Origin of the sequence: Psychrobacter sp. 16-MNA-CIBAN-0192 (genome assembly GCF_040309565.1) — a bacterium.
Lineage (GTDB): Bacteria > Pseudomonadota > Gammaproteobacteria > Pseudomonadales > Moraxellaceae > Psychrobacter.
In genome coordinates this window covers 83449-95797 of the sequence record NZ_JBEOOX010000003.1, presented here as the reverse complement: position 1 = coordinate 95797, position 12349 = coordinate 83449, and the positions used below count along the sequence as shown (strand labels likewise).

Genomic DNA, 12349 nt, shown 5'->3' with positions numbered 1-12349 from the left:
TAAAGCATGCGCCCTAATATTGATGCCCATTTATCAACAGAATTAACAGATGACGAGTTACTTCGTTATGCCCGTCAAGTATTGCTCAATGGTTGGGATATTGAGGCACAGTTACGGTTAAAGTCTGCGCGTATTGTGATGATTGGTGCAGGCGGTCTTGGTTGTCCGGCGTCTGAAACGCTGGTACGCGCCGGTGTTGGACAGGTGCATCTGATTGATGATGATGTGATTGAAGCCAGTAATTTGCAGCGACAAACGTTATTTTTACCTACTGATATTGGTCAGCCTAAAGCCTTAATCGCAGCAGCGATGCTCCAGGAAGTCAATCCGTTGATTGAAGCGCGTGGCACGGTTGCTCGTCTTAGCGAAGACAATGCTTATGAGTTGCTCGATATGGCTTCCGGCAAGCCAGATTTGTTATTAGATTGCACGGATAATTTTGCGACGCGTGATATCATCAATCGTATTAGTGTTCGCTATCAGATTCCGCTATTATCTGCGTCTGCGATTGCTATGCAAGGGCAGTTGGCGCTGTTTGAACCACACTTAAATAGTGGCTGTTATTATTGTGTGTTTGGCGACCATGATATTGGTGCGGTTACTGATGAGCGCACCTGTGCCAATTCTGGGGTGCTGGCTAGTACAACGGCTATTATGGGCAGCTTACAAGCCAATGCGGCTTTGCAATATTTAGGCTTGAATCGCAATCCACTGGCTAATAAATTATTATTATGGGATGGTAAGCTGATGCAGCAGCGCGTGATGAGCTATCGACCAGATAAGCTATGTCCTGTCTGTAGTAATCATTAGCATTTGATTAATGGATGGCTGTTTATTGAATGTGCTATTAATCAATACATAATTATTCAAATTATTATCCATTAACTTGCATTCCATTTATCTACTTATTCTCTCCCTCTATATAGTTGTCCTTTATGAAAACTCATCGCCCTCATTTATTAAAGCATACTTTCAATGTTATGAACCGCGTTCGACAGACGGCTAGTGTTGCTGGTCTATCAGCGTTACGGGTGGCGAAAGGTGAAAAACCTGATGCGACCATGTTAAAAGATACCTTTGAGCAATTGGGTACGACTTATATCAAAATTGGGCAGTTTGTTGCCAGCACACCGTCTTTATTTCCGCGTGAATATGTTGAGGCGTTCCAAGGCTGTTTGGATCAGACAACACCATTGTCATACGATTATATTGAGCAAGTACTGACCGATGAGCTGGCAGTTGACGGGCGCACACTGGCGAATAGCTTTGCTTATATTGATAAAAAACCATTAGCGTCGGCGTCTATTGCTCAAGTTCATGCGGCACGGTTGCACAATGGCGACGAGGTGGTTTTAAAAGTACAAAAGCCAGATGTAGAAACCATCATGCAGACGGATTTGGGCGTATTGCATGCGGCAACTAAGCTGCTAGAGCTGGCAATGCCTTCTATGAAATTTGCCAGTATTGCCCCAATTATTGATGAAATTCGTTTGCGTATGTTGGCTGAAACCGACTTTATTGCTGAGGCACATAACATTCGTGATTTTCAACAGTTTTTATCGGTATCAGGTAACACGCGTGTGGTTGCGCCGACCGTTTACGATGAACTGACAACGAAGCGCGTGCTGACGATGAGTCGATTGCATGGGGTATCGATGATTGATGAAACCGCCATGCGTCAATATTGTGATGATCCAGCGCAAGTAATGGCGGATACGTTAAACACTTGGTTTGCCAGCTTGATGTTATGCAATAGCTTCCATGCCGATCTGCATGCGGGTAACCTTATGCTGCTAACCGATGGGCGCATTGGGTTTTTGGACTTCGGTATTGTGGGTAAGCTAAAAGCTGAAAGTTGGCGCGCTTGTATGGGCATGATGCAATCATTGCAAGATAATAATTACCAAGCCATGGCGCAGCATATGGTTGATATGGAAATGACGCATGGGCGTGATATCGATGTGCCAGCGTTAGCGCAAGATTTGCAGCGGATGATGCAGTCAATAATGGCTGAAGATAAAGTCTTTACCAGCGGCATACCTTTTAATACCAAAGAGCAGGCGGATGAGCTAAATAAAATGATGCTCGAGATTGTCGATGTTGGTAAGCGTCATGGGATTCATTTTCCACGCGATTTTGCTTTATTAACCAAGCAGCTTTTATATTTTGATCGCTTTATGCGTACGCTGGCACCTGATATGGATATGTTTAGTGATCAACGGGTACAGATACTTGGGCAAGACAGCTCACCATCAGATGTGGCAATGCTTGGTAAATAACTGTTTTATATGCGCCTTTTTTATAAACCTTTATGAGCGATATTATTCTAATTTTTTCCTAAAATTATTTTGCGTACAAGGGATTGTGCGCTATCGTCCCTAATATAGCGATGTAACATTGTCATGATGACCCCTTCTGCAAGCCATAGTAGATTCACCATTACCAATCAGACAGCAACCGCTTTTATTGGGTTATATTGTATGGCAGTGGTGATGGGATTTGGTCGCTTTTTATTCACCGCCACCCTGCCTGATATTATGAGTCAGCTGTCATTATCAACACCGATAGCGGGCTGGCTTGCTTCTGTTAATTATATTGGTTACTTTTTTGGCGCGCTCATTGCGATATTTGTGCCGCATCGATTGACATGGCAGATGTTGATGCTATGGGTAAGCATTAGTATCGTGACCACATTGCTGCTTAGTGTGCCGCAACTATCATTAAATATGTGGTATGGAATTCGCTTACTGGCAGGAGTGGCAAGTGGGGTGGCGATGATTTTAAGTTCGTCGCTGGTGATTCAGCGTTTTACCGATGAGCGCCGCTCTATGCTATCCTCTATCCATTATGCGGGTATTGGAGCTGGAATTAGTGCGTCCGCTATTTTAAGTTGGGTACTATTAGCGTGGGGTTTTCATTTTGACTTAATATGGCGTATTGCCGCTATCATCAGTTTACCCGTCGTGGCGCTGCTGTTTGCTATTCGTCCGTCCAAACCGACAATAGTAGATAAATCAAACCTTTCTGATAACAATAAAAATAGTCATAAGGTCAAAAATAACTCTGTTTATCAAATCTATATTGAGTTTAAACGGGCTATTTATGACGCCGTAATTGGTCATACGACCGCCATTGCTTTATTATCAGCAAGCTATCTGCTGGCAGGTTTTGGTTATATTACCTCTGCAACTTTTTTACCAGTAATGGCAGTTCAGCGGTTAACGGAACACAATGCTACTGGGCAAAATCATTCAGGATTGCTGATATGGTTAATTGTCGGTATTTTTGCCATGCTATCGAATCCTATTTGGGGCGCGCTTGCCAAACGTATTGGTGAGATTAAAACCTTAATGGGCTTAACGTTATTACAGTCTTTGGGTATGTTGTTGCCATTATGGTTAGATGGCGCGTCAGGGTTATATGGCAATGCTGTGATTTTAGGGCTAACTTTTGCTGGTATTGTATCCATGACCTTGGTCATTATTAAAAATATCAATCCTATTTATTCCAATTTATTGATGGGGCTTGCCACCTTAGCTTATAGTGTTGGGCAGTTTGTTGGACCTTTGGTTACAGTTGCTTTAGCGGGACAAAGCAATAATTTTAATGCGGGTTTACAGGTTGCTGGAATTGGACTGTTTTTTAGCTTAATATTGTTATTCTGCTTTTATCGGCAAACAAAAATTACTCATTGAAAAATGAAAAAAATCGTGTTTTATAATTAATTTAAGCGTGTGATATCAGATGATATACGTTCAACTCATATATCGCTAAACTATACTGCGGTTAAAAACTTCGCGCAGCTCAAAGCTGGTATGAACTTGCGCAACACCTTCGATACGATTTAGCCTGTGTAATAAAAACTCTTCATAATGCGCCATATCACGCACGCGCACCTTTATTAAATAATCTTCACTGCGACCAGTGACAATGCTGCAACTGATGACCTCATTAAAGCTTTGTATTTTACGCTCAAAAATCTCAAAACGCTCCGCTGTATGGCGATCCATACTAATGGCAATCCAAACCGATAAGGGATAACCAAGCTTGTGCGCATCGGTTTGGGTCTGGTAGCCAGTAATAATGCCCGTATCTTCTAGACGCTTGATTCTACGCGCGCACGGCGTTGCGGACAAATTAACGTGCTCAGCAAGCTCGGTAATACTCATGCGCGCATCGGTCTGTAATAACTGCAAGATACGTTTATCCGTGTCATCGATATCGGTTGCTAATGAGGTATGAGAATTAGTATTGACCATATAATTTAAAATAATAGTGAATAAAACTAATTATAGCGATTAAATGGGTGTTTATCACTAAAATATAAATAATATTGGCATAATAAAGCAGGTTTCTATTGCCCTTATTTTGTTATTATAATGGCATAACCACTAGTTATCTCGTATGATAAATGCAGATTAGTTTACCTGTTAGTTATTAAAGCATGCTAGTTATTAAGCAGCCAAAACTATAAATTTCGTTTTTTCCTATTTCTATATATCTTCTTTATCTATTATCCAAGGATTGATTATGTCTGACCATGCCACACGCAAGACAGCCGCAAAGCCATCAACAGTGACGCCAAAGCACAGTGCTTTTGATTACAAAAAGTACCGTCCTTTTGCATTTGCGCCGTTATTGACAGACCGCACGTGGCCAAGTAAGACCCTTGAAAAGTCACCGATTTGGGCAAGTGTGGATCTACGTGATGGCAATCAGGCATTGATTGACCCGATGACTATTGACCAAAAAATGCGTTTTTTTGAAACGTTAGTCGGTGTTGGGTTTAAAGAGATTGAAATTGGTTTTCCATCAGCAGCGCAAGTTGAGTTTGATTTTGCGCGCAAATTGATTGAAGAAAATCATGTACCAGCAGATGTTACTTTGCAAGTATTGGTACAAGCTCGCGAGCATTTGATAGCGCGGACTTTTGAGTCTTTGGTTGGTGCCAAACGTGCCATCGTTCACGTCTATAACTCAACTAGCCAAGTACAGCGTGACAAGGTATATGCTAAAAACAAAGCTGAGATTAAAGACATTGCTATTACTGGTGCTAAGTTGTTGGTGGAATATGCTGCTAAATATCCAGAAACTGAATGGGTATTCCAGTATTCGCCAGAGAGCTTTAGCCAAACTGAGACAGAATATGCGGTAGAAGTGTGTGATGCCGTCTGTGATATTTGGCAGCCTGAAAACGGTCAAGAAGTTATTTTAAACTTGCCTGCAACCGTTGAAGCGTCAATGCCCAATGTGTTTGCCGATCAGGTTGAGTATTTCTGCCGCAACCTTGCCAAGCGCGAACATGTGACCATAAGTTTGCATACGCATAATGACCGTGGCTGTGCGGTTGCTGCTGCTGAGCTTGGTGTATTGGCAGGCGCCGATCGTATTGAAGGGACGCTGTTGGGTAATGGCGAACGTACAGGCAATATGGACATCATGGTCATGGCGATGAACTTATTTAGCCAAGGTATTGACCCTGAGCTTGATTTTAGCAATATGAGCGAAATTGTGCAGGTAGTGAGTGAATGCAACAACTTGCCGCTACACCCGCGTCATCCTTATGTGGGTGAATTGGTCTTTACTGCCTTTAGCGGCTCGCATCAAGACGCTATCAAAAAATGTTTTGACTATAATGAGCAACATAATGAGCAAACCGCCAATATTTGGGACGTTGCTTATTTACCGATTGATCCAGCACATATTGGGCGCAGTTATCAAGACGTGGTGCGCATCAATAGCCAATCTGGTAAAGGTGGCGTGGCTTATATCTTGCAGCGTAACTATGGCTTTAATTTACCGCGCTGGATGCAAATTGACTTTAGCCGCGTGGTACAGCATCAGGCAGAAACCACTGCTCGCGAACTACAAACTGACGAGATTTTACAAGCCTTTGAAAATACCTATTTACAGCAAGGTGATTTCGAATTGCTAGATTATAGCGTCAATAATAAAGGCGGTGAGGTTTACTTTAATGGTCAGGTTCAAATGAATGGCGACACAATTATCATTGACGGTACTGGTAATGGTCCATTGTCCTCATTTATTGACGGCTTAGCCAAGCATACTGGTAAGTCATTGCATGTGATTAACTATGCAGAACACGCGATTAATCCTCAACACAATAATAATGGCACTGGTATTGATGATGACAATAACAGCGACAATAAAACTAATGCCAATGCTGCTGCCTATATTCAGTTAAATGTAGATGGTGAAGTTTACTCAGGTATAGGCACGTGTAGCAGCACCGTATCCGCCATGTTAAAAGGTGCGTTATCTGCGTTTGCCCAAGCCCCAACGGCTATATCGGCATAATTTAACGTCATAACAATACGCTAAGGATATAATTTAGATTATAAAAAACGCCATGACTGCTGCATAAGCTCAAGTCATGGCGTTTTTTTACAGCTCATGATTATAGAGTATTTATGTTCTATCTTATTTGTAAACTAGCCAATAGAGATTAAAGGAATCTGCTGTTCTTAAGATAGCATAATGTTACTTGTATTTTTGGTATCTAAGTCTTACGCTAATGGCTGGATAATCTATTATTAGTTTTTAAAAAAAGGTTTATTATGGCATCGCTTGCACTGGCTTCATTTACGTTAGCATCTATCTTATCTTCATTACCTACAGCAGGGGAAAAGGTGGGTCAATCTGTGATTACCACTCATATTAGTCCTGCTATTGCTGGTCAATGGGAGCTTGATTTGGCTGACCTAAATAATAAAAATGCCGCAGCGATAGAGTCTACGACCGTAAAGCAACCGATAGCAGCGAATAACAAAGGCTCTGCTCAGTGCCGCGAGTTATATAATTTTGCTGCTGATAATGAGATGTGGGCTGTGAGTGGTAAAGAGTGGACTTATGGTCGTTATCTTGTGACATACCGTGATGAAGGATTACCAGTTATCGCCATAAAGACTATATATGACAATAATGAAGCAGATTGTTCCGGCAATAAAGTTGATCAAACGGATGAGTCTCTCATTGCCTTTTTAAAACATAAAGATAATGAGATGCAGTGGTGCGCAGATAGCGAAGGCAAAGAATGCTTTATGACCTTTCACCGTGTACGCCCATAATTTTTAATATGGTTAGTAACCTAACTATTGAGTATTAAATGATATGGCTTATTAGAGTAGTTATTTAAGCCATCAAATGCTAAATATAAAAAAGCCGCTGTCTTATAAGTTAGCGGCTTTTTTGTATTTAACGGGTGCTTCATTTAATACACATACACTATAGCGCTGTTTCAGCTTTTTCTTTATTTCCGGCTAACAGCTCTCTTTCAAGATAATGAATATTTTGTGCTTCAGTGGTGAAATTTTTATCAGCCAAAATCACATCACGATGAAGAGGAATATTGGTTTTAACCCCTTCAATAATTAACTCATCAAGGGCATGCAATGTTTTAGCAATCGCTTGCTGGCGTGTTTGCCCATGACAGATAAGCTTACCGATTAGTGAATCGTAATAGCTTGGAATCACATAGCCTGGGTAAAGATGCGAGTCAAAACGCACGCCTGTGCCACTTGGGGCAAATAATTGCGTGACCTTACCGGGAGAAGGCATAAAGGTCTTCGCATCTTCTGCATTAATACGGCATTCGATAGCGTTGCCTTGCACTTCGATCTCGCTTTGACGGTAAGATAAGCCATAACCTGCCGCGATCTTTAATTGCTCAACAACCACGTCAATACCGGTAATCATCTCAGTAACGGGATGCTCAACCTGCACGCGGGTATTCATCTCAATAAAGAAAAATTGATTATTTTCAAACAAGAATTCAAACGTACCTGCACCGCGATACTTAACCAGCTCACATGCTTTAACACAAGCATCCAAGATAGGCTGGCGTACATCATCAGGAATATCAGGCGCAGGCGCTTCTTCTAGTACCTTTTGATGGCGGCGCTGTAGCGAGCAGTCACGATCATATAAATGAATGGCATTACCATTACCGTCGCCCAATACTTGAATCTCGACATGGCGTGGGTTTTGTAAATAACGCTCCATATAGACCGTATCGTCACCAAACCATAGCTCAGCTTCTTGCTTTGCCGCTTGTACCTGACCGACTAGCTCATCAAAACGCTCAACCACGCGCATACCGCGACCACCACCGCCCGATGCGGCTTTAATCAAAAGCGGGAAGCCAATATTACGCGCTTGCTCTTCAGCATTGTGCATAGTGACTGCGCCCACTGAACCGGGTACGGTTGGCACACCTGCTTTTTTCATGGCGTTAATGGCTGATACTTTGTTGCCCATCAGACGGATATGTTCAGCATTAGGACCGACAAAGGTTAACCCTGCTTCTTCAACGCGCTCCGCAAATTCAGCACTTTCTGCTAAGAAACCATAACCGGGATGAATCGCATCAGCGCCTGATATTTCAGCAGCGGTTAAGATGGTATTAATATCTAGATAGCTTTGGTTGGCATTGGGCTTGCCAATACAAATCGCTTCATCAACAAAGCGCAAATGCATTAAATTTTCATCAGCGGTCGAGTAGACGCCAACGGTTTCGATACCAAGCGCTTTACAAGCACGGACGATGCGTAACGCAATCTCGCCTCGATTGGCTATGAGCAGTTTTTTAATCATGGGGTCATCCTTATCAAAGCAGCAGTCACTGACTCACTTTTTATGACTGAGAGGCTGTCGTACACGATTGTTATTCGACTAAAGAGTTATCCTTATTAACCGAATCATCGTTGCGGATACAGCAGCATTTATAAAAAGCGAGCATAACCATTAAAGTAGGCAATTACCGTTAGGCTTTATAGCGCACTACTGGTTGGCCAAACTGTACCACTTCAGAGTTATCCACTAAGATTTCATCGATGACACCACTTTGCGTGGCTTCAAGCGGATTCATGATTTTCATGGCTTCAATAATACCTATTGTGTCACCCGCTTGTACTTTTTGTCCGACCTTAACGAACGGCGGATCATTAGGAGTAGGAGCTGAATAAAACACGCCTACCATCGGCGAGGTCTCAACACTACCGGCCTTTACAGCAGCTTTGGCGGCTGGGGCAGCAGGAGCGGCACCCATTGCTGGCGCCGCCATCATGGTTGGGGCAGGCGCAGCATAATGACGGGTAAGACTGATGTGCTCATCATCTGAACTGACTTCTAGGTTGACCAGTTCGTTTTCTTCCATAAGAGCGACAAGCGTGCGTATTTTTTCAATATCCATAATTTTTATGACACCTTTTGATAGGATTTAAGAGAAATGTAATAGGAGTTAAGGGCTAAATAGTGTAACAAAATATTGTTTGATTAACTGCTAATGATACCTATATTCGTGGCAATGAGCAATCAATGTACAGTTGTTAACTGGGATTTTTACATATTTTTAACGTTAAAGCGAGCGTTAGTAAGACTTGTTTTATATTTTATGATTTCCTAAGTATTATTAATATAGTCTATGTCGCTCAAGGTCGCCAGTATTGGTTACTAGATGCTACGATAAAAATGGCAATAAAAAACCGCTACATAATTATATGCAACGGTTTTGATAATCGTTATCGCTGGTTCAAACGGCTTTTTATGACGCTGTCCTTAACTACTAATTGCTAACTTCTGCTGCTTCAGCCGTCCAATGTATATGGAGACGTTTTTGCTGATAATATAAGCGTAAAGTAAGCAAGATTGAAGATAAGAATAATCCGGCAATTAATGCCATCCAAAAACCTTGCGCCCCAACTTCAGTAAAGCGCACTAAGTAGATGCCTAAGGGCAAAGCAACGATCCAATAACAAAATAGCGTTACCCACATTGGCACGGTCGTATCTTGCATACCGCGCAAAATCCCAGCGACATTCACCTGCCAGCCATCAAATAATTGGTAGATAAGCGCAAAAATCAATAAGTGCATGGCTTGGGCACGAACCTCTATATTATCCGTAAAAGCAGCCGCCAATTGGGGTCTAAAGAGCCAAATACCTAGCATGGAAATAAAGGCAATAATAACTGTCCAAATCAGTCCTGTCGCTTGTACATGACGCACGGCTGTGAGGTTTTTTTCACCAAAACGGTTTGATACCATGATGGTCAACGCCATCGCCACTGAGATGGGAATCATAAATAGCTGAGAGGTCACTGATAATGCAACCTGATGCGAGGCAGTAGCCAGTGCTCCTAATGGGCTGATAACCAAAGCGCCTAAACTAAATAAGCTGGCTTCAAAGAAGATAGAGATACCAATGGGAAGCCCAAGTTTCAATAGCTTTTTGATTTGAGTGCGATTTGGTGCCGCAAAATTATAAAAAAATCGCGTGCTGGCAAACTGTTGTCGCTTGGTAAAAGCGGTATAAGCAGCAAGCAAAATCACGTTAATCCATAATACGATCGCTGTTGCGACACCGCACCCTGCGCCGCCCATCTCAGGCATTCCAAACAAACCGTGAATAAAAATATAGTTCAGCGGAATATCAGCTAAGAGTCCAATCACACTAATCACCGTCACTGGCTCAGGTCGCCCTAATGCCTCACAATAACTGCGTAATACGGCATATATGGCAAGCGCAGGGAAACCAAAAGACACCCCATGTAAATATTGGGTGGCAATCGGTTGGATATCGGCTGGAACGCCCATCATACCAAGCACGTTAGGCGCTAGATTGACAATAATAAATCCAAGAACGCCAATTACGGATGCTGTCCATAGTGACTGCTGAGTGATATGAGGCACACGCGCATAATTATTTTGGCCGATAGCCTCACCAATTAATGGGGTGGTGGCAATCAAAATTCCGGTGGCTAATAAAAAAAGCGGGAGCCAAATACCGGCACCAACTGCGACTGCCGCCAAATCGAGAGCGGATACCCGTCCAGCCATAATGGCATCGACAACCCCCAAAGCAGCTTGACAAAACTGAGTAATCAAAATGGGTAAAGCAAGCACACCTAAGCGCAAGCTGTAACTCTTAAAATCTGTAAATGATATCGGGGAAACCATGGTTAGCAACTTTTCATTATTCACGGTGGTTAGTATTAATGCACGAAAGCGTCATTAATAAGACAAAATTTGAACGCTAAAATAAAAATAACCCGTCCATTCAAGCAAGGAATGGACGGGTTATCAGCAAATGAGATGGTAAAGAATCACAAGCTTGATGTCAACGGCTATGGTGCAATATCTAACTGACAAAAATACATGGTATGGTTAAAAAGATATGGCGGTTCAGACAGCTTAACTTTATACCTGTTAATCTTATGTTGCTAAATTTAAGCCCTCTATAGCGCTTCCGGTAAATCCAGTACCAGCGCCTGATACCCAATCAATGTATTATTTGCATCAAAAGCTTGCACAACGATAGCGTAATTGGTGGGATTGGCTGGAATGACCGGTGCAAATTGGGTTTCATAATTACTCAACACCACATTCTGCTCATAACCGTTGGCACCTGAACCGGCTTTATTGACGTTAATTTGACTCACCAAAACCCGCTGAGTATTGGTAGGATTTTTCCAAGTAATGGTTTTTTGGCTACCGATACCACTGACAGCTATTGCCATATCGCCAAGCTTGTAATCAAGAGGGTAGGTGATAAAGTTAGCACGATCACTCAAAGTATAGTTCACAGGACAGCTGGCATCACCGCTAGAAAGCTTTTTACCGCCTAAATAATCTTGATATTCAAAGCTGCCCATCCAAGGTGCGCCCAGCTCCTTATGTTTAAAACTACCTGCAAAGGTGGTCAACAGATTAGGGGTTTCAAGATTTAAGTCATTGACATACTTAATATCCAAAAACTTTAGCGTATCGAGACTACCCGTGACTTTGCCAGCAATGTAGTTGTCTACTTTGATGCCAGTATTGACATCAAGAGTACGGTTTTCTTGACAGGCTTGCTGCTGATAGCTGATACGACCATCGACACTGCCAGCCCCGGCTTCACTGATATCAAAGTATACGGCACCGATATCGATATCATTATTATCGCCGTCATTAAGTTCAATAAAGTGACCCGCGTATAAGCCGCCACGCCCGCCCTCTGGGGTTAATTTATCCAAAAATTTATCCAGAGACTCTTCTGGTAAAAAGATAGACTTTAAAATCTCAGCCATACTTTTTTCATCATTACTGAGTTTGCTTTCAACCTTTTTATACTGAACTTTTACTTTATCTTCGATGCGGTCATATTCATCTTTGACTTGGTCTTCAATACGGTCATACTCTTCTTTAACCTTGTCACCATCGCTACCGCACGCGCTAAGACCAAGGCTAAGCAGGCTGACTGTCAATACTGATAATAGCAGTTTGGGTGTGCTCATAAATATGTCCTGAAATTGAAAAATAGTTAGCGCGCTTTACAGATGAGCTAGAAGT

10 protein-coding genes are annotated in these 12349 nt (G+C 42.3%); 5 read left to right on the top strand and 5 right to left on the bottom strand.

All coding sequences use genetic code 11. The annotated features are described in order from the left end of the window. Positions 1–6 precede the first annotated feature (6 nt). The 3 genes from AAEY78_RS03825 to AAEY78_RS03815 all read left to right on the top strand — a co-directional run bounded on the left by AAEY78_RS03825 (position 7) and on the right by AAEY78_RS03815 (position 3695). On the top strand, positions 7–810 hold the full coding sequence (locus AAEY78_RS03825; protein WP_352337461.1) for a HesA/MoeB/ThiF family protein: 804 nt from the start codon (positions 7–9) through the stop codon (positions 808–810). A gap of 125 nt (positions 811–935) precedes the next feature. Beyond that, positions 936–2279, top strand: a complete 1344-nt coding sequence (locus AAEY78_RS03820; RefSeq protein WP_352337459.1) for an ABC1 kinase family protein — start codon at positions 936–938, stop codon at positions 2277–2279. Between the two features lie 123 nt (positions 2280–2402). Continuing rightward, entirely contained in the window at positions 2403–3695 is a 1293-nt protein-coding gene (locus AAEY78_RS03815; protein WP_352337457.1) for a YbfB/YjiJ family MFS transporter, read from the top strand. A 75-nt stretch (positions 3696–3770) separates the two neighbouring features. Here the strand turns inward: AAEY78_RS03815 and AAEY78_RS03810 are convergent, their stop codons facing one another. Then, positions 3771–4259 (bottom strand): Lrp/AsnC family transcriptional regulator, encoded by a 489-nt coding sequence (locus AAEY78_RS03810; RefSeq protein ID WP_352337456.1) that lies wholly within the window; start codon positions 4257–4259, stop codon positions 3771–3773. Between the two features lie 271 nt (positions 4260–4530). Between AAEY78_RS03810 and leuA the strand changes: the two genes are divergently transcribed. Both leuA and AAEY78_RS03800 read left to right on the top strand, forming a co-directional pair. Further along, the gene (leuA, locus tag AAEY78_RS03805; RefSeq protein WP_352337454.1) at positions 4531–6318 is read left to right on the top strand and encodes a 2-isopropylmalate synthase; all 1788 of its coding nucleotides are present in this window, start codon (positions 4531–4533) and stop codon (positions 6316–6318) included. A gap of 260 nt (positions 6319–6578) precedes the next feature. Continuing rightward, the gene (locus AAEY78_RS03800) at positions 6579–7088 is read left to right on the top strand and encodes a hypothetical protein (protein WP_352337452.1); all 510 of its coding nucleotides are present in this window, start codon (positions 6579–6581) and stop codon (positions 7086–7088) included. Positions 7089–7245: 157 nt separating this feature from the next. Here the strand turns inward: AAEY78_RS03800 and accC are convergent, their stop codons facing one another. From accC to AAEY78_RS03780, 4 genes are all read right to left on the bottom strand, one after another. Further along, complete coding sequence (gene accC / locus AAEY78_RS03795) at positions 7246–8613, bottom strand: acetyl-CoA carboxylase biotin carboxylase subunit (RefSeq protein ID WP_352337451.1); 1368 nt, start codon at positions 8611–8613, stop codon at positions 7246–7248. Positions 8614–8782: 169 nt separating this feature from the next. Beyond that, positions 8783–9211, bottom strand: coding sequence for an acetyl-CoA carboxylase biotin carboxyl carrier protein (gene accB, locus AAEY78_RS03790; protein WP_352337450.1), 429 nt, complete (start codon positions 9209–9211; stop codon positions 8783–8785). A gap of 372 nt (positions 9212–9583) precedes the next feature. Beyond that, complete coding sequence (locus AAEY78_RS03785) at positions 9584–10975, bottom strand: MATE family efflux transporter (protein ID WP_352337449.1); 1392 nt, start codon at positions 10973–10975, stop codon at positions 9584–9586. Positions 10976–11253: 278 nt separating this feature from the next. Beyond that, positions 11254–12294, bottom strand: a complete 1041-nt coding sequence (locus AAEY78_RS03780; protein WP_352337447.1) for a hypothetical protein — start codon at positions 12292–12294, stop codon at positions 11254–11256. Positions 12295–12349 lie beyond the last annotated feature (55 nt).